The organism is Aquitalea magnusonii (genome assembly GCF_003202035.1).
GTDB classification, from domain to species: Bacteria; Pseudomonadota; Gammaproteobacteria; order Burkholderiales; family Chromobacteriaceae; genus Aquitalea; species Aquitalea magnusonii.
The window spans coordinates 98,281-116,526 of the sequence record NZ_QJKC01000009.1 but is presented as its reverse complement, the minus strand read 5'-3'; the positions used below and the strand labels follow the sequence as shown (position 1 = coordinate 116,526).

Annotated in this window: 19 protein-coding genes; 6 read left to right on the top strand and 13 right to left on the bottom strand. The window is 63.5% G+C overall.

Going from position 1 to position 18,246, the window contains the following annotated elements; genetic code table 11:
- The first annotated feature begins 50 nt into the window (after positions 1-50).
- The 3 genes from DFR38_RS11300 to DFR38_RS11290 all read left to right on the top strand — a co-directional run bounded on the left by DFR38_RS11300 (position 51) and on the right by DFR38_RS11290 (position 2,206).
- Positions 51-632, top strand: coding sequence for a uracil-DNA glycosylase family protein (locus DFR38_RS11300; RefSeq protein ID WP_110313405.1), 582 nt, complete (start codon positions 51-53; stop codon positions 630-632).
- A 92-nt stretch (positions 633-724) separates the two neighbouring features.
- A complete protein-coding gene (locus DFR38_RS11295) occupies positions 725-1,024 on the top strand; it encodes a superinfection immunity protein (protein WP_059286745.1) in 300 nt (99 codons plus the stop codon).
- A 57-nt stretch (positions 1,025-1,081) separates the two neighbouring features.
- On the top strand, positions 1,082-2,206 hold the full coding sequence (locus tag DFR38_RS11290; RefSeq protein WP_059286746.1) for an SLC13 family permease: 1,125 nt from the start codon (positions 1,082-1,084) through the stop codon (positions 2,204-2,206).
- 68 nt (positions 2,207-2,274) lie between these two features.
- Here the strand turns inward: DFR38_RS11290 and hutH are convergent, their stop codons facing one another.
- From hutH to hutC, 6 genes are all read right to left on the bottom strand, one after another.
- On the bottom strand, positions 2,275-3,807 hold the full coding sequence (gene hutH / locus DFR38_RS11285; protein WP_059286747.1) for a histidine ammonia-lyase: 1,533 nt from the start codon (positions 3,805-3,807) through the stop codon (positions 2,275-2,277).
- 175 nt (positions 3,808-3,982) lie between these two features.
- Positions 3,983-5,665 (bottom strand): urocanate hydratase, encoded by a 1,683-nt coding sequence (gene hutU, locus DFR38_RS11280; RefSeq protein WP_110313403.1) that lies wholly within the window; start codon positions 5,663-5,665, stop codon positions 3,983-3,985.
- A 122-nt stretch (positions 5,666-5,787) separates the two neighbouring features.
- Entirely contained in the window at positions 5,788-6,726 is a 939-nt protein-coding gene (hutG, locus tag DFR38_RS11275) for a formimidoylglutamase (protein WP_110313402.1), read from the bottom strand.
- Positions 6,723-7,973 (bottom strand): imidazolonepropionase, encoded by a 1,251-nt coding sequence (gene hutI, locus DFR38_RS11270; RefSeq protein ID WP_059286260.1) that lies wholly within the window; start codon positions 7,971-7,973, stop codon positions 6,723-6,725. The genes hutG and hutI overlap by 4 nt, the downstream gene beginning before the upstream one ends.
- 200 nt (positions 7,974-8,173) lie before the next feature.
- On the bottom strand, positions 8,174-8,998 hold the full coding sequence (locus tag DFR38_RS11265; protein ID WP_110313401.1) for an undecaprenyl-diphosphate phosphatase: 825 nt from the start codon (positions 8,996-8,998) through the stop codon (positions 8,174-8,176).
- Positions 8,999-9,142: 144 nt separating this feature from the next.
- Positions 9,143-9,859, bottom strand: coding sequence for a histidine utilization transcriptional repressor HutC (gene hutC / locus DFR38_RS11260; protein WP_082693475.1), 717 nt, complete (start codon positions 9,857-9,859; stop codon positions 9,143-9,145).
- 204 nt (positions 9,860-10,063) lie between these two features.
- On the opposite strand from hutC, the gene DFR38_RS11255 reads away from it, so the two are divergent.
- Both DFR38_RS11255 and DFR38_RS11250 read left to right on the top strand, forming a co-directional pair.
- On the top strand, positions 10,064-10,909 hold the full coding sequence (locus DFR38_RS11255) for a D-hexose-6-phosphate mutarotase (protein ID WP_110313400.1): 846 nt from the start codon (positions 10,064-10,066) through the stop codon (positions 10,907-10,909).
- Positions 10,910-11,013: 104 nt separating this feature from the next.
- Positions 11,014-11,589 carry an Rcat domain-containing protein gene (locus tag DFR38_RS11250; RefSeq protein WP_059286258.1) on the top strand — a complete coding sequence of 192 codons (576 nt, stop codon included), beginning with the start codon at positions 11,014-11,016 and terminating at the stop codon, positions 11,587-11,589.
- A 463-nt stretch (positions 11,590-12,052) separates the two neighbouring features.
- On the opposite strand, the gene DFR38_RS11245 is transcribed toward DFR38_RS11250, so the two are convergent.
- Positions 12,053-12,781 carry a 16S rRNA (uracil(1498)-N(3))-methyltransferase gene (locus tag DFR38_RS11245; RefSeq protein ID WP_059286262.1) on the bottom strand — a complete coding sequence of 243 codons (729 nt, stop codon included), beginning with the start codon at positions 12,779-12,781 and terminating at the stop codon, positions 12,053-12,055.
- Positions 12,782-13,096: 315 nt separating this feature from the next.
- Between DFR38_RS11245 and DFR38_RS11240 the strand changes: the two genes are divergently transcribed.
- Positions 13,097-13,882, top strand: coding sequence for an inositol monophosphatase family protein (locus DFR38_RS11240; RefSeq protein WP_059286261.1), 786 nt, complete (start codon positions 13,097-13,099; stop codon positions 13,880-13,882).
- A 21-nt stretch (positions 13,883-13,903) separates the two neighbouring features.
- Here the strand turns inward: DFR38_RS11240 and DFR38_RS11235 are convergent, their stop codons facing one another.
- From DFR38_RS11235 to DFR38_RS11210, 6 genes are all read right to left on the bottom strand, one after another.
- Positions 13,904-14,530, bottom strand: coding sequence for a hypothetical protein (locus DFR38_RS11235; protein WP_146215965.1), 627 nt, complete (start codon positions 14,528-14,530; stop codon positions 13,904-13,906).
- A gap of 76 nt (positions 14,531-14,606) precedes the next feature.
- Entirely contained in the window at positions 14,607-15,197 is a 591-nt protein-coding gene (gene gmhA, locus DFR38_RS11230; protein ID WP_059286256.1) for a D-sedoheptulose 7-phosphate isomerase, read from the bottom strand.
- A gap of 128 nt (positions 15,198-15,325) precedes the next feature.
- Positions 15,326-16,213, bottom strand: a complete 888-nt coding sequence (locus DFR38_RS11225; protein WP_239688689.1) for a DMT family transporter — start codon at positions 16,211-16,213, stop codon at positions 15,326-15,328.
- 63 nt (positions 16,214-16,276) lie between these two features.
- Positions 16,277-16,672 (bottom strand): GFA family protein, encoded by a 396-nt coding sequence (locus DFR38_RS11220; protein ID WP_059286254.1) that lies wholly within the window; start codon positions 16,670-16,672, stop codon positions 16,277-16,279.
- On the bottom strand, positions 16,666-17,319 hold the full coding sequence (locus tag DFR38_RS11215) for an alanyl-tRNA editing protein (RefSeq protein WP_059286253.1): 654 nt from the start codon (positions 17,317-17,319) through the stop codon (positions 16,666-16,668). Before DFR38_RS11215 ends, DFR38_RS11220 begins: the two co-directional genes overlap by 7 nt.
- A complete protein-coding gene (locus DFR38_RS11210) occupies positions 17,316-18,245 on the bottom strand; it encodes a class I SAM-dependent methyltransferase (RefSeq protein WP_059286252.1) in 930 nt (309 codons plus the stop codon). Before DFR38_RS11210 ends, DFR38_RS11215 begins: the two co-directional genes overlap by 4 nt.
- Position 18,246 lies beyond the last annotated feature (1 nt).

Sequence of the window (18,246 nt, the reverse complement as noted above, 5' to 3'; positions counted from 1 at the left end):
AACCGCACAGCGGCGCATAAACAGCAGCACTGCTTCACCGGCCAAGCCACATGTCCGACTACATCACCCTGCTTGATCAGGTGCGCCATTGCCAGCTGTGCGCGGCACAGCTGCCCCTGGGCCCGCGCCCGGTGCTGCAGCTGCACCCGGCAGCCCGCCTGCTGATTGCCGGGCAGGCGCCCGGCCGCAAGGTGCATGCCTCGGGCCTGCCGTTTGACGATGCCAGTGGCGCCCGCCTGCGCGACTGGCTGGGCCTGGACGCCACACAGTTTTACGACCCGACGCTGGTGGCCATTCTGCCCATGGGTTTCTGCTATCCCGGCACGGGCCCGCATGGCGACCTGCCGCCACGGCCGGAATGCGCCGCCCACTGGCGTGTTCCCTTGCTGCAGCAGCTGCCCGCGCTGCAGCTGACCCTGGTACTGGGTCAGCATGCGCTGGCCTGGCATCTGCCGGATGCCGGCAATATCACCACAGCGGTGCGCAACTGGCAGGCCAGCTGGCCACATATCTTGCCGCTGCCCCACCCCAGCCCGCGCAATAATCCCTGGCTGCAGCGCAATCCCTGGTTTGCCGCCGAGGTCCTGCCCGCACTGCGCCAGCGGGTAGAACAACTGCTGACCGCCAGCTGAACGGTTTTCTGCAGCACATTTGACCGGCCGGTTTGCCAAACCACCCGGCCCGTGATTACTCTTGCCGCTTGTCCGAACCAACCCTGTCTGCCATGAAAACTGTCGATCTGCTCAAGGGCCTGTGCGCCATCGTGCTGGCTCTGGCCTTCCTGCTGTGGCTGTATGGCACCTTCACCAACCAGCCGGATTTTGTCACCGCCGCCATGTGGCTGGGCGATGTGCTGGTGATGCTGCCGGCCTACCTGATTCCCACCATTACCGCCTGGCTGGTGAAAAGCCCGCGCCTGAAAACCATTGCCCTGCTCAATATCCTGGGCGGCTGGCTGCTGATTCCCTGGATTGTTGCCATGGGCATGGCCATCAAGCGCGACGACCTGCGCGCACAGGACTGAGCCGGTTTCGCCCCAGCCGCCTTGCTGCTGGCGGCAGCCTTCCCGTAAGCTGCCGCCATGTCTGCCTTCCTTCCCCGCCCGCTGTTCCCTGCCCTGTTGCGCCCCTTTCTGCGCGACCGGCTCTTGCATGTGCTGCTGTTACTGATGTTGCTGTTGTGGCTGCCGCAGCCGGCGGCCAGCAGTCAGTTCATCCACTGGATAGACTGGCCCACCCTCACCACCCTGTCTGGCTTGCTGCTGCTGACGAAGGGCGTGGAGTCCAGCGGCTATCTGGGCCACCTGGGCCGCCTCATCATCAACCGCCTGCCAAACCAACGGATGCTGGCGCTGTTTCTGGTGGCCATGTCCGCCCTGCTGTCCACCGTGCTCACCAATGATGTGGCGCTGTTCATCGTGGTGCCGCTCACCCTCGGCCTGCGTGGCATGGCCGGGCTGCCCATTGGCCGGCTGGTGATTTTCGAGGCGCTGGCGGTGAATGCCGGTTCGCTGCTCACCCCGATTGGCAATCCGCAAAACATCTTGCTGTGGCAGCTGTCCGGCCTGTCCTTTACTGCATTTACCTGGCAGATGGCCCCGCTGGCACTGGGCAGCATGGCGCTGCTGTTACTGGCCACGGCACTGGCGTTTCCCGGCCAGCGCCTTCATACCGAGCTGCACGATGACGCCAGCGGCTATCAGCCACAGCTGCTATGGAGCTGCGCCATGTTGTATGGCGGCTTTATCGTGGCGCTGGAATCCGGCCATGCGCTGTGGGGTCTGGCTGCGGTGCTGGGCGGCATTGCCCTGCTGCGCCCGGCCCTGTTGCTGGCGGTGGACTGGAGCCTGCTGGCCGTGTTCATGCTGATGTTTGTCGATATCCGCCTGCTCACCCAGCTGCCGCTGTTGCGCCACTGGACCGACGCCGTGGCCGGGCTGAATAGCGGCGGGCTGTACCTGACCGCCCTGCTGGCTTCGCAGTTGATCAGCAATGTGCCTGCCACCATCCTGCTGGTGAAATACAGCAGTGCTTACAAGGTGTTGGCCTATGCGGTGAATGCCGGCGGCTTTGGCTGTGTGCTGGGTTCGCTGGCCAATCTGATCGCCCTGCGCATGGCGGGAGAGCGCGGCATCTGGCTGCGCTTTCATCTGTATTCCCTGCCGGCGCTGCTGCTGGCCGGCCTGCTGGGCTACTTTCTGCTGTAAACCAGCACACGCAAAAAAGCCCGGCCACCATCACGGTGCCGGGCCAAGCTCCTGATGACTAGCCGTGCTTACAAAGAGGGCAGCAAGCCAGCCGCGACAAAGCGGTTGTAACTGCCGCTGGCCACCAGCGCAGCGGCCTTCTCGATATCCGGTGCGAAGTAGCGGTCCTTGTCGTAGAACGGCACCTGCGCACGCAGTTCGGCCTTGGCTTCTTCCAGCTTGGCGCTGGCCTTGTGCGGGGCGCGGAAGTCCACACCCTGGCAGGCAGCCAGCAGCTCCACCGCAAGAATGCCGGCGGTGTTACCGGCCATGTCGCGCAGACGGCGACCGGCAAAGGTGGCCATCGACACGTGGTCTTCCTGGTTGGCCGAAGTCGGCAGGCTGTCCACCGAGGCCGGGTGCGCCAGCGATTTGTTTTCCGAAGCCAGAGCCGCGCCGGTGACCTGGGCAATCATGAAGCCGGAGTTCACCCCGCCATTGTTCACCAGGAAGGGCGGCAGCTTGGACAGGTTGCTGTCGATCAACAGTGCCATGCGGCGCTCGGACAGCGAGCCGATTTCCGCCAGCGCCAGCGCCAGATTGTCGGCGGCAAAGGCCACCGGCTCGGCGTGGAAGTTGCCGCCGGACAGGATGTCGTTGTCGTCGGCAAACACCAGCGGGTTGTCCGATACCGAGTTGGCTTCCACTTGCAGCACGCTGGCGGAGTGGCGGATCTGCGTCAGGCAGGCACCCATCACCTGCGGCTGGCAGCGCAGGCTGTACGGGTCCTGCACCTTGCCGCAGTTTTCGTGCGAGTGTTCGATTTCGCTGTGTTCCAGCAGCGCGCGGTAGGCGCTGGCGGCGTCGATCTGGCCGGCATGGCCGCGCACGGCGTGGATGCGCGCATCAAACGGGGTGCGGCTGCCCTGCGCGGCTTCCACCGACATCGAGCCGGCCACCACGGCGGAGGCAAACAGGTCTTCCGCTGCGAACAGGCCTTCCAGCGCAAAGGCGGTGGACGCTTGCGTGCCGTTCAGCAGGGCCAGGCCCTCTTTCGGGGCCAGGGTGATGGGTTCCAGACCGGCCGCCTGCATGGCCTCACGGCCATGTACGCGCTGGCCGTTGACGAAGGCTTCGCCCTCGCCGATCAACACCGCGCTCATGTGCGACAGCGGAGCCAGGTCGCCCGAGGCGCCCACCGAACCCTTTTGCGGAATCACCGGGTAGATGCCGTGGTTGAACAGTGTGACCAGCGCTTCGATCACCTGACGGCGAATGCCGGAGAAACCACGGGCCAGCGAGTTGATTTTCAGTGCCATCACCAGACGCACGGTGGAATCGTCCATCGGCGCGCCAATACCGGCGGCGTGCGACAGCACGATGGAGCGTTGCAGCAGTTCCAGCTCGTCCGGTGCAATGCGGGTATTGGCCAGCAGGCCAAAGCCGGTGTTGATGCCGTAGGCGGTGCGGCCTTCGGACAGCACACGCGCCACGGTGGCGGCGGAAGCGTCGATGCCGGCGTGGCAGGACGGGTCCAGTTGCAGCTTGAGGCCGGTTTCACGTGAAACGCGGCGCAGGTCGGCCAGCGTCAGTTGGCCCGGTACGATATTCAGAATGCTCATGGTTTCAGTCTCTATTGATTGTCAGCTCGCCGCATGCACGCAGGCTGGGCCGGATATGTTCTTGTTGTCGCGCCTGCCCTGCCTGAACCGGCAGGGCCATGACGCTGATCACGTGACTTCTGCACAAAGAATGCCCGCGGCAAGCTAAGGCCGGATCGGGCATTCTCTACCCGGCTTACTTGAGCATCGGCAGGTCCAGGCCCTGCTCCCGTGCACAATTTTTGGCGATGTCGTAACCGGCATCGGCATGACGCATCACACCGGTACCCGGATCGTTGCGCAGTACGCGGCCCACGCGTTTGGCGGCTTCGTCGGTGCCATCACACACGATCACCACGCCGGAGTGCTGCGAGAAGCCCATGCCCACGCCACCACCGTGGTGCAAGGACACCCAGGTGGCGCCGCCGGCGGTATTCAGCAGGGCGTTGAGCAGCGGCCAGTCGGACACGGCATCCGAGCCATCCAGCATGGCTTCGGTTTCGCGGTTGGGCGAGGCCACCGAGCCGGAGTCCAGATGGTCGCGGCCAATCACGATTGGCGCCTTGAGTTCGCCATTCTTCACCATTTCGTTGAAGGCTGCACCCAGACGGGCGCGGTCTTTCAGGCCCACCCAGCAGATACGTGCCGGCAAGCCCTGGAAGCTGATGCGTTCACGCGCCATGTCCAGCCAGTTGTGCAGGTGCGGATCGTCCGGGATCAGCTCTTTCACCTTGGCGTCGGTCTTGTAGATGTCTTCCGGGTCGCCGGACAGCGCCACCCAGCGGAAGGGGCCGATGCCTTCGCAGAACAGCGGGCGCACATAGGCCGGAACAAAGCCGGGGAAGTCGAAGGCATTCTGCACGCCTTCTTCCAGCGCCATCTGGCGGATGTTGTTGCCGTAGTCCAGCGTGGCGGCACCGCGCTGTTGCAGGGTCAGCATGGCGCGCACTTGCACGGCCATGGACTTCTTGGCGGCGGCGGTGATTTCAGCCGCGGCGGTCTGTTGCTTGGCGCGCCATTGTTCCACTGTCCAGCCTTGCGGCAGATAGCCGTGTACCGGGTCGTGCGCGGAGGTCTGGTCGGTCACCACATCCGGGGTGATGCCACGGTTCACCAGCTCGGTGAACACGTCGGCGGCATTGCCCAGCAGGCCGACCGATACCGCCTTGCCGCTTTGCTTGGCGTCTTCAATGATGGCCAGCGCCTCGTCCAGTGTAGTGGCCTTGCGGTCCACGTAACGGGTTTTCAGGCGGAAGTCGATGCGGGTTTCATCGCATTCCACGGCAATCATGCTGAAGCCGGCCATGGTGGCAGCCAGCGGCTGGGCGCCACCCATGCCACCCAGACCGCCGGTCAGGATCCAGCGGCCCTGCGGCTTGCCGTCGAAGTGCTGGTTGGCCACGGCAAAGAAGGTTTCGTAAGTGCCTTGCACGATGCCTTGCGAGCCGATGTAAATCCAGCTACCCGCTGTCATCTGGCCGTACATCATCAGGCCCTTCTTATCCAGCTCGTTGAAGTGTTCCCAATTGGCCCAGTGCGGGACCAGGTTGGAGTTGGCAATCAGCACGCGCGGCGCGTCGGCATGGGTGTTGAACACGCCCACCGGCTTGCCGGACTGGATCAGCAGGGTCTGGTCGTCTTCCAGACGCTTGAGCACGTCCAGGATGGTGTCGAAACATTCCCAGTTGCGGGCGGCACGGCCGATGCCGCCGTATACCACCAGGCTTTGCGGATGCTCGGCCACTTCCGGGTCCAGATTGTTCTGGATCATGCGGTAGACGGCTTCGGTCAGCCAGCTTTTGCAGGAAAGTTCGGTGCCGCGCGGGGCGCGGATCACTCGGGTCGGGTCGAAACGGCTGTCTTGTTGTGCTGCGCTCATTGCTGTCTCCTTGGTACTGCCATGTTGTCGGGCAACTGCCCTGAATTCCTTACCGGGAACCGCTGACAAAACCCCCGCTCCAGCGTTGCGCCGCCTTGGCCCGGGTTCTCTACGCGGTTTTGTCAGCGGTTCTTGACCAGATGACGGGTAATACTCCACGCCAGCCGGGCCGCCGTCTTCGCGCCGTGGCTGTCGATATCAAATTGCGGGTTCAGCTCTACCAGATCGGCCCCGGCCAGCTTGCCGCTGGCGGCGATGGCGGTGACCAGTGCTTCCACCACCGGCAGCTCCACCCCCATGGCGGCGGGGGCGGACACGGCAGGCATCACGCTGGCGGGCAGCACATCCAGATCGATGGTGAGATAAACGATGTCCACCTGGTCGATGAAGTCCTGCACCGCACGCTGCGCATTGGCCAGGCCCGCCTGGCTGAGCGCGCTGTCCAGCAGCCACTGCACGCCCAGCTGACCGGCGCGGGCAAACAGCGCCTGGGTATTGGATGGCTCGGCCACGCCCAGACACAGGTAATGGAAGGGACGGCCTGCGCTGGAGCAGTCAGCGGCAATCTGCGCAAACGGCGTGCCGGAGGTGGCCTCGGCTGCTTCACGGATGTCGAAGTGGGCATCGAAATTGATGATGCCGATCACCTGGTCCGGGTGCGCTGCGGCGAGGCCGCGCCAGGTGCCGTAGGCGGTTTCGTGGCCACCGCCCAGCACCAGCGGAAAATGTCCGGCACGCGCCAGTTGTTCCACCGCCGCCGCCAGCCGCAGATGGGCGGCATCCAGATCGCCATCGTCACAGGCCACATCGCCCATATCGCACAGCGGATAAGCCTGATGCCAGGCCAGATTGGCCAGCGCCTTGCGGATGACGGCGGGGGCTGCCGCCGCTCCGACACGGCCCTGATTGCGCCGCACGCCTTCGTCGCAGGCAAAACCGGCAATGCCGATGCCTGCTGGCAGGCCGGGGGCAAACGGGGTGGCCAGCTGGTGCCAGCGCCGTGCCAGTTCGCCTTCACCGGCATCCACACGGCCGGTCCACAGCTTCATGTCTGGAGTCATTGTGTTGTTTCCTTGCCCGGACGCTGGCCACGGAATACCCGTTCGGCCAGCGGGTTGACGCCGAGTCCGTAGACGATTTCGGCAGGGTGTTCGATATCCCACAGCAGCAGGTCGGCAACGTGATCCGGCGCCAGCTTGCCGTGACTATGGCCACGGCCCAGCGCCTGCGCGGCATGGCGGGTGGTGCCGGCCAGCGCTTCTTCCGGGGTCAGGCCAAACAGCACGCAGGCCTGGTTCATGGCCAGCCGGATGGAGGCAAACGGGCTGGTGCCGGGGTTGAGGTCGGTGGACACCGCCATCGGTACGCCAGCTGCCCGCAGCTGTTCGACTGGCGGCTTCTGGGTTTCACGCAAAAAGTAGAAGGCACCGGGCAGCAGCACGGCCACCGTGCCGGCCACGTGCAGGGCCTCCACTCCGGCCTCATCCAGGTATTCGATATGGTCGGCCGACAGGCCGCCGAATTCGGCCACCAATGCTGCACCATGCAGATTGGACAGCTGCTCGACATGGCCCTTCACCCGCAGGCCGTGCTGCTGGGCAGCTTCGAATACGCGGCGGGTTTGCGCCGGGGAAAAACCCACGCTTTCGCAGAACACATCCACCGCCTCGGCCAGTTGTTCCACCGCCACCGCCGGCAGAATGTCGCGGATGACATGCTCGATATAGCCATCAGCATTGCCGGCGAACTCCGGCGGCAGCGCATGGGCCGACAGCAAGGTGGGCGACACTTCCACCGGCTGGCTGGCCGCCAGCTGGCGGGCCACGCGCAACTGCTTCAGCTCGTCGGCCAGGTTCAGGCCGTAGCCGGATTTCATTTCAACGGTGGTCACCCCTTCGGCCATCAGCGCCTGCAGGCGCGGCAGGCTGGCGGCCGCCAGTGCTGCCTCGTCCAGTTCGCGGGTGGCACGCACGGTGGAGACAATGCCGCCACCTTCGGCGGCGATCTGCTGGTATGGCACACCTTGCAGCCGCTTTTCCCACTCGGCCGCGCGGTTGCCGCCATACACCAGGTGGGTGTGACAGTCGATAAAGCCGGGGGTGATCCAGCGCCCGGCCACGTCCACCACCTCGCCGTCAAAGCTGGCCGGGTTCAGCTGAGCTTGCGGCAGGATGGCGGCAATACGGCCCTGCTCCACCACCAGTGCGTGCTGGTGCAGCGCGCCATAGGGCGCGGCATGCTGCCTGTCCATGGTGGCCAGCCGGGCATTGAGCCACAGGCTGCGCGGGCTATCGTGTGTGAGGGTCATGTCTGCTCCTGATTTGTATATACAAATAAACCGGATACGAAACCATGTCAACCGCAACCTGAGGTACTCACCAAACAAATATCATGCAAATAATCAATAAATTCAATGTTTTAAGAAAATAAAAAAGGGAGCCGGCGGCTCCCTTGGTGCGTCATAAATCCAACAGTATTTGTATAGTCAATTATTTATCAGGCTGTGGCTCAGCTATCCACCCAGTTGACCCAACCGTAATGCCAGGTCAGCAGCACGATGATGCCGAACACGATGCGATACCAGGCAAACAGCATGAAGCTGTGGCTGGAGATGAAGCGCAGCAGCCAGCGCACACAGAAAAAGGCCGAAACAAAGGAAAACAGCAGGCCCACCGCCCAGATGCCCAGATCATCCACCGCCAGCAGCGCCCGGTCTTTATAGAGGGAATACAGGGAGGCGATGATCAGCGTGGGAATGGCCAGAAAAAAGGAAAACTCGGTGGCCGCCTTGCGCGACAGGCCGAATAGCATGCCGCCGATAATTGTGGCACCGGAGCGTGAAGTGCCCGGCACCAGCGCAAAAGCCTGGGCGCAGCCTACCTTGAGCGCGTCCAGCGGTGTCATTTCCTCTACCGTCTGCACGCGGATGCTGTGCTGGCGGCGCTCGGCCCACATGATGACCAGCGCACCGATGATGAACATGCTGGCCACCACCGGCGCGTTGAACAGATGGGCCTTGATGGCCTTGCTGAACAGAAAGCCCAGTGCCGCGGCCGGGCAGAAGGCAATGGCCAGGTTGAGGATGAAGCGTCTTGCCGCCGCATCGTGCCGGGCACCAGCCAGCACGCTGGCAATGCGGGCACGGTATTCCCAGATCACCGCCAGAATGGCACCGGACTGGATGACGATTTCAAACAGCTTGCCACGCTCGTCGTTGAACTTGAGCAATTCGCCGGCCAGGATCAGGTGGCCGGTGGAGGAAATGGGCAGGAATTCGGTCAGCCCCTCGACGATGCCGAGGATGGCCGCCTTGAGTAGCAGCAGGGTATCCATGATGTTGTTGTCAGTGTTGGCAGTTGGGAAAATGCAGAGCGCAGGTGTGCGCTGACAGCATAGCCGAACTGAGTGACAGAATCACGGCAGCAGATCGGGGCCATGTGGTGCAAAGCACCGGGCCAGCCCGGTCAAGCAGGCAGTTTATTTCTTGACCCGGCTTTGCGAGCGCAGTTTGTAGCGGCCGCCGGGGTGGACCAGCCGGGCAAAGGTGACCAGATTCTTGTAGGACCAGGTACGCCGCAACACCAGCAGGCAGGGTTCGCCGGCGCTGATGTCCAGCATGGCCAGCTCGCGCGCATCGGGCAACACCGCCTCCACCGTGTGTTCGATATCGGTCAGCGGGCAGCTCTCCATCAGGTATTCATTAGGCGTGCGCCGGCTGAAATCCTGCAGGATATAGTCCGGCGCCCAGGCCGGATTGACGTAACGGTCCTCCAGCTGGATGGGCAGGCCGTCCTCGCGGTGCACCAGGATGGAATGGAATACCGGCGTGCCCACCTTCACCCCCAGCTGCAGGGCGATTTCCTCGCCGGCGGAGATGGTTTCCAGCTGGTGCACGTCGGCGCTGTGGGTATGGCCGCGTGCTTCCACTTCCGCGGCAATATTGTTGATGTCCAGCAGCGGCGATTCCGCCTTGCGTTCCGCCACATAGGTGCCGTCACCGGCAAAGCGCAGCAGGATGCCGGCTTCGGCCAGATCGCGCACCGCCTTGTTCACCGTCATGCGCGACACGGAAAACTGCCTGGCCAGCTCCAGCTCCGGCGGTATCTTGTTACCCGGCAGGAATTCCTTCTTGCGAATGCCTTCCAGAATGTATTCCTTGATGCGCAGATAGCGCGGTTGAGCTGTGGCAGACACCTTGTTTTCCATGAAGTCGGAGGATGATGGATTCTAGACTGCGGAGGCCGGGCAAAGACTGATCCAGCGCAGACCACCGTGCGCTAGCATGCCCTGTTCCCACCGCCCTGACCAGAGCATTGCCCGCATCCGCGTCGCTACGCCACAGATCAGGGCGCGCCATTGCGCTATGATCATCCCATTTTCCTGCCAACGAGAAGCCATATGGCCATGAACCTGCCCGCCGGTGCCCGGCTGATTGCCCTGGGCAACGATGTCACCCTGTTGCAGCTGGACAGCGGTAGCTGCAGCGCCACCCTGTCCCTGCTGGGTGGCCAATTGCTGTCTTTCCAGCCTTATGGTCAGCAACCCTGGCTGTATATGTCGCCACAAGCGCTACTGCAAGCCGGCAAGGCCATCCGCGGCGGCGTGCCGGTATGCTGGCCGTGGTTTGGTCCGCACCCCACGGATGACGGCGCCCCGGCCCACGGCCTGGCCCGCCAGCAGTTATGGACATTGCAGGCCGTACTGCGCGAAGGCGATGCGTTTCACGTGAAACTGCAAGGCCCGGACTGGCAGGGCCTGGCTGTCGTTCTCGAGTACACCCTGTCCGACCACATCGACATCAGCCTGCACACCCGCAACGACAGCACGCAGGAGCAAACCTTCAGCGCCGCCTTGCACAGCTATCTGGCGGTCGGCGACAGCCGGCGCATCCGCCTGCACGGGCTGGAGGGGGCGGTGTGCGAAGACAAGGTCGGCCGCCGTTACAGCCGCCTGCCGGCACAGGCGCTGACATTGCAGGGCGAATTCGATGCCATTGTCTACAGCGAGGCCGACGTGCTGCTGGAAGACCCGCAATGGCAGCGCCGCCTGCGCATCAGCCGCAGCGGATCGGCCAGCGTGGTGGTGTGGAATCCCTGGCAGGACAAGGCCGCACGCCTTGCCGACCTGCCGGACACGGGCTGGCAGGATTTTGTCTGCATCGAAGCGGCCAATGCCGGCGAAGACAGCCGCCTGCTGGCCGCCGGGGCCAGCCACAGCCTGTGCTGCCGGCTGAGCCTGGCGTGAGCGGCCCGCGCACCATCCCTGGACCCTGCCTGTCCGCCACCCTGGCGGACAGGGTATACTGCACGCCATCCCGCCAGCACGGCGTCGAAGTGGACAGCTTGTAAATGGCCAGACAGAACACGATTTCCAGTTATCTCCCGGTGACCTTTGCCAATGGCAACCGGGTTCGCCGCTTTGGCAAACATTGCCCGCACTGCCATGCCATGGTGGGTTGCGAACACATGTCCGGCCTGGCCAGCCTGCAGCAGGACAAGCTGTTTCTGGCGGCGCAGGGCACCTGCCCGGCCTGCCGGCACCGCTTCCCCATTGCCTGCGTCATCACCGACGACAAGCGGGTGCACCGGGTACTGCTGCCCTTGTGGGCGTATCGCCTGTGGCTGCAAATGGCCACCCGCAACACGCCGCAACCGGTCGCCCAGGCCAACTGGGAAGTACAGGAAGAAAACGCCGCAGCGGCCCCGCAGGGGATACGGCTGAGCGAGGCCGAGGTAACGGCCCGTTCGCCGGAGATACTCGGCCGCTTTCAGGACCAGCCCATCAGCGCCTGGATCGAATACCAGGAGCGGCGTTTCGTATTTGAACGGGCGGCCCCCCCGGGGCAGTTCACCCTGGGCGAACAGGAGCTGCTGCTGGCCGGCAAGCTGATTTACCGCCAGCAGGACATCGCCACCACGGCTTGAGCAAGGTAGCGCTCTGATCGACATCATCCAGCCCGGCACTGCCGGGCTTTTTGTTGGCTGCACTTGCCTGCCAGGCCAGGCAGGAGTAGCAATACGCAAGTTGTAACCACCATTTGTTCGCTGCGCGGGATGATTTTCATGGCGGGGCTGCCCGCCGTGCAGGCAGGGGAGCTGCCTCGCCAGCTCCCCTGCACCCCTAGGCGACCCCGGGTTGCGCGTATTTCCGCCGTATCCGCGCCGGGCAAGGCGCCGCCGAACTCGCCATTCGCTAACGTCGAATGGCTCAAACATGCAGCGGCTTAAAACCTTGCCCAACGCAGCTCCGACGGCGCGCGCCACGGGGAATGTCATGCATCGTCAGCGTTATGACAACCACCCTTGTCGCTGCCCCGCCATGAAAAACAGCACCGCGAAGCGGTTCAAAATTTAATTCCCTGCCGGAGTTGGCAACGACGGCGAAGCTCTAGATACAGTAATCCCCCCACACCGCCTGCACCGCCGCCACCGCGGCCAGCGCGGCGGTTTCGGTACGCAGGATGCGCGGGCCCAGTTTCAGCGGTGTCCAGCCGGCGTCCAGCGCCGCCGCCTCCTCGCGGGCGGAATAACCACCCTCCGGCCCAGCCATCAGCCAGGCCCGCTTGGGTGCGCTGGCAATATCCGCCAGCTTCTGTGTCCCCAGCGGCGACAGGATCAGCCGCGCATCGGCATCCTGCTGCTGTTGCAGCCATTCATGCAGGCTGAGAATGGGCAAGACCTGCGGCAGGGTATTGCGCCCGCACTGCTCGCAGGCGGATTGCACGATTTCCTGCCAGCGCTGCACCCGCTTGTCGGCCCGCTCGCCGGACAGCTTTACCACCGAGCGCTCGGCGGCAATCGGCTGAAACAGCGACACGCCCATTTCCACCCCTTTTTGCAGGGTGAATTCCATGCGGTCACCACTGGAAATGGCCTGTGCCAGCCCCAGCCATACCGGCGACTCGCGGCTGATGTCGTCAAAGCGGGTGATTTCACAGCTGGCATCGCGCTTGTGCAGCGACAGCAAGCTGGCCTGATACTCCCCGCCCTGACCATTGAACAGGGTCAGGCTGTCGCCTTCTTTCAGGCGCAGCACCTGGATGTGACGGACAACGGCATCGGGCAGCGACAGGGTTTGCCCCGCCGCCAGCGGTGTTTCGATAAAAAACCTTGGCATGGCGTATTGAAAGTCCGTGGTGATAACGGTATTTTGCTTTGTTTGCTGCAGTTGCAACAACCCATCTTTAGCAAGTGGCAAAAATGATGGCACCCATGGGCCCTCATGATTGCTCCGGCGCTGTCACTTGCTTCAGCAGCGTCTTGCCCCTTCTGCTACACAACGTGGACAAGACGACAATCATGCCGCTGGTACGATGGCCGGCGGCCATGCAGTTTACCTTACTGACTGACGTCGGCCGGATGGCCGCTGTTGTCGTTTCTGCCAGAAGCCGGCGAGCCGGCGCGGCAGGATACCCAGGAGAACACCATGCAGGTGCTTGAACAGGTGATGCAAGTTGTCCGTGACGTGGCCCGCCAGGAGGTGATGCCGCGCTTTTTGCGTGTGGGTAAAACACGCAAGGACGACGGCTCGCTGTTCACCGAGGCCGACATGGCCTGTCAGCAGGCGCTGGGGGAAAAACTGCCGGCCGTGCTGCCGCACCCGGTGCTGGGCGAGGAAATGACCCGCGAAGAGCAGGATGCGCTGTGGCTGGGCAATCCGGATGGCCTGTGGGTGGTCGACCCCATCGACGGCACCACCAATTTCGTCAACGGCCTGCCCTACTTTGCCATTTCGGTGGCGCTGATGGTGCGTGGTGTCAGCGAGCTGGGGGTGATCTACAACCCGGTATCCGATGAAATGTTCTACGCCCGCCGCGGCCAGGGTGCCTGGCTGAACCAGCAGCGCCTGCCGCTGAAAACCACCCGCAACAGCATGGGCGATGCCATTGCCGCGGTGGAGGTGAAATACCTGCGTTCCGGCAAGCTGGCCGCACGCATGAGCAGCGTGGCGCCGTTCGGCAGCCAGCGCAGCATGGGCTCCAGCACGCTGGACTGGTGTTTTCTGGCCGCCGGCCGTTACGATCTCTACCTGCACGGCGGCCAGCGGCTGTGGGACTATGCTGCCGGCGCGGTGATCCTGGAAGAAGCCGGCGGCCGCCTGGCCAGCCTGAACACCGATGACTACTGGAGCGATACGGTGTGGAAGCGCTCGGTGATTGCCGCCATCGACCCGGAACTGTACGGCCACTGGCACCGCTGGGTGCGGGCCAATCAGTAGCGCCAGCGCGGCTTGCGCGCTTCAGGGCGCGGCAGATCCCGCCAGCCGGTATGCCTGCAGCTGGGTGATCACCCAGTTACCGCGATAATTCTTTTTATTGCTGAAATCGGTGTATTCCTGCTTGACCACATGACCGATGGCCGGTGCATACCAGTCGGTTTCGGCAAGCGGCCCGGAGTAACCGTCATGATGCCAGCGGCCAGTGATGCGGATCGGGTAGGCTACAAAGCTGCCGGCAGGCACTGTCACCGTTTCGCTCTCCCCCACAGTGACGTCCTGCTCGTAAGGGATGCCCGCCAGCTGGTAACTCAGATGGTGGGACTGGCCGCTGCTCAGCGGCCAATGGAAAATGTCGAGGCTGAAAACGGTTCCCGTTTTTTTATCCAGCAGCCGCAGGTTGTAATCACCATCGCGCAGCATGTCATAGCGACGCCCGGTTGAATCCTCTACCTGAAAGCGGTAATCAAGCCCGCGGTAGCCACTGAACACCTCACGCTGATGACTGATTTCCTTGCCGGAATAGGCGTCGACCGATTGCAGCTCGAACCAGCTGCCCGGATGCAACACCGGTTTGCTGGCCGGCTCGGCCGCCTGAACCACGGCGGCCATCATCCAGACCGGCACCATGCACCATCTTGCCACTGACATGCACGACTCCTTGCTTGCCAAAAAGTCATTTTGCATAAAAAACAGGTGACTGGCTAGAAGTGCAAGGCGGTCTGGCTTATTGGCTATAGTTTTCCGGGCAGAAATGCCGCTCCACCAGCTCGATCAGGATATGCAGCACCTTGATGTGCAGTTCCTGCACGCGGTCGGCATACTGGCCGCCCGGGGTGTTGACGTAAACGTCGGCCAGCGGTTCCAGCCGGGTGGCGGCACGGCCGGTGAGGATGATCACCTTCATGCCCAGCTCACGCGCCACCGTGGCGGCGTTGACGATGGTCTGGCTGTTGCCGCTGGTGCTGATGCCGATCAGCACATCGCCAGCCCGGCCATGGCTTTCCAGATAACGCGAAAACACATGCTCGTAGCCAAAATCGTTGGCCACGCAGCTCATGTGGCTGGGGTCGGAAATGGCAATGGCCGCCATGCCGCGCCGGTTGTTGCGGTAACGGCCGGTCAGCTCTTCGGCAAAATGCATGGCATCGCACATGGAGCCACCATTGCCGCAGGAAAAGATGCGGCCACCGGCCGCCAGGCTGGCAATCAGCTGCTGCGCAGCGGCCTCGATGCTGGCCAGTGCCTGGGGATTGGCCAGCAGATTGTTCAGTGCGCTTTGCGCTTCAGTCAGGCTGGACTGGATATGGGAAATCATCGGCGATCCGTCATGCGTGCGGGCAAGGGCACCGTGCCATTGCCATCGGGAAACAGCGCTGGCGCGGCGGCCAGCCTCGTCATCATACCCTGCCCCCCGCCATGGCAGGAAATGGCAGCCGGGTAAAATTAGCGCAATACCAGCAAGGCCGTGCCGGCACAGCTGAGCAAGGCCCCCAGCCAGGCGGCCACCGCCGGGGGTTGTTTGTACACCCGCCACAACATGGGCAGGATCAATACCGGGCTCAGCGCCGACAGCATGCCCACCGTGGCCACATTGGCATGTTGCAGTGCCAGCATGATCAGCGTCATGCCCAGGCCCAGCGCCACCAGGCCATTCAGCGCCGTCTGCCCCAGCATGCGCGGCGTATAGGCACCACGGCTCCTGGCCAGCGGCAGGCCGCCCAGCCACAGCAGATTATGCACAAGACAAGCCACGCCCATGCGGATGGCCGAGGCGGTCACCGGCTCCAGCCCGCCGGCGATGGCCGGTTTGGCAAAAAAGGTACCCAGCGCCTGGCACAGTGCCGCCGCCATGCCCAGTGCCACGCCCAGCTTGAACTGCGCCGGATGCTCCCAGGCCTTGCTGTGCTGCTTGCCGCGGCCAAAGGCCACCGCCAGCATCACCCCGCCAAACACCATCACGCTGCCGAAAAAACCGGCCAGGCTGAGTTTTTCCTGCAGAAACAGCATGCCCAGCAGCACGGAGAACACCGAATGGGTAGCAAACAGCAGGCCGGAACGGCGCGGCCCCAGCCGGTTCATCGCGGAAAAATACAGGGTGTCACCCAGAAAGATGCCGGTCAGGCCGGAGAGCAAGGCCGGCAGCACATTGGCCCAGTGCATGCTGTGCCAGCCGCCACTGGCCAGGCTGATGCCGCCCAGCAGCAGCGTCATCAGGCTCAGCCGCAGGCGGGTAAAGGTGAAGGGGCCAAAATGCATGGCCGGGCCGGCCCCCAGAATGGCGCCCCAGGCCCAGCAGGTTGCCGCGCCTACGGCGGCAAGGTCATACCACATGATTATCCCGTCATGGCAGCGGCCCGTGTGCGGGCACTGCCGCTATCGCACAAAACAGCCAGCTTACCTGCCCGGCGGCCATTCCGGCCAGCACGGCAGATTGTCCACCTCCAGCCAGGGTCGGGTGTGACTGGTCCAGATATGCTGGCTGGCCTGCTGTGCGGGTGCCTCGTCCAGCGTGGCCACGCGCAGGATGACATGGGGGCGGCCTTCGCGCTCGGCCAGCAGATGGCTGCCACACTGGCGGCAGAAATGGCGCAGCTTGCCGGGTGAGGACTGAAAACTGCCCAGTTGGTCCTCGCCGCGCAGCCAGCGGAAATGCTGGCGCAATACTCCGGCCGTTGGCACGAAGGGCGCGGCATGCGCTTTCTGGCAAGTCAGGCAGTGACAGTGGGTAATGGGCAGGTCCAGTTGATCCACTTCATAAGTGACTGCGCCACACAGACAGCTGCCTAGCATGCGTCATTCTCCAGCAGGGTGATTTCCACCCGCTCCTTGCCCTTGCCGATATTCTTGCGCTTGAGCGCAATACGCCCCACCTCGCCGGTACGGCGCAGGTGCGTGCCACCGCAGGGCACCCGGCAATAACCCGGCACTTCCCAGTAGCGCCGCTGGGCTTCCATGTCGGAGAAGGCGCTGATGATGGCGCTGTCGGCATCGATCAGGCCCTGCACTTTGGCCGTGATGGCCGGCAGGTGCGGGGTGATGGGTTCGGGCAGGGCAAAGTCGATGCGCGCCTTGTCCGCGGCGATGTGCGCGCCGATCTTTTCCACCCCGGCAAAATCGCGGTAGATGGTTTCCAGCGTCAGCTCGGCAGCAAAGTGCAGCCGCATCAGCCGGTAGCGCCGTGACCAGTCGATCTGCACCGGCACCGCATCACCTGCCTGCAAGCCATGCCCGGCCGGCAGGGTATAGACGATGTCCAGCCCCTGCGTGTCAGCCTGCAGCACCGGCCAGCCGCCTATCGTCCCGGCGTCGCTTTCCTGTCCGCCGCTAAAGGCATAGAAGATGGTGTCCTGCAGCCATAGCTGCGCGCCATCCACCTGCGTCACCGTGGTGCTCAGCGTGGTCTGGTAGGGGTCGGTCCAGAACTGCTTGCCGGTCATAGCAGGCGCGCCAGGTAGTCGACCAGGCTCAACGGATAGCTGAAGGGCTGGCCCTGCAATTGCTGGTACACATTGCGGTACTCGGCGTGCTTGGGCTGCAACACCAGCGCCTGGGTCAGCGACTGTCCCGCCGCACGGCGGTCTCCCAATTGCACTTGCGACATGGCCAGGATGAACCAGGCTTCGTGAATGCGGAAATTGAGCGACAGGGCCTGGCGTGCCAGCAAGGCTGCCTCGGCATAGCGTTCGTTCTGGAAGGCTGCACCCAGCTGGCTGATACAGTCTTCCAGCGGCGGCAGGGTGTGCTGTTTGCTCAGCACCAGGGTATGGCCGTTGCCGATCTTGCTGTCGCTTTCCTCTTGCGCCTCCAGCAGCCAGCAGCAGCCCAGGCCCTGCTGGTTAAACCAGTTGAGCGCAGCAAACAGGCCTTGCAGGGTGAATACATGGTAGTGGCCACGCCATGGTAGTGACGGAGGCAGTGAGTCTGGATTCACACCTTGCAGGAAGGTCTCGACATGCGCTTCCAGCCCGCTGATCGGCCGCACGCTGTCTTCCGCAATGGCATCGCGCTTGGGCACGATCATGAAGTTGATGCCACCGGGGCGCAGCACCCGTCCCCACTCCAGCCAGGCGCGGAAGATGTCCGGCACATGCTCCAGCACATGCGAGCTGGCGACATAATCGAGTTCACCATCGGGTAATGGCAGGTCGGTAGCTTCGGCCACAATATCGACCTGAGCGACCGCATGGCCGTATTTTTCCTGCTCTGCTGCGCTGCGCTGATAGTCGAGCAGATCACGCTCATCGATATAGTCCACCCCATTGCATGGGGCGACATTGATGCAATCGGCCGGAGCCAGCGGATTATGCGCGCCCCGCCCCAACTCGACACCCTTGCCTTGCAGCCATTGTTTGGCCAGCTCCATA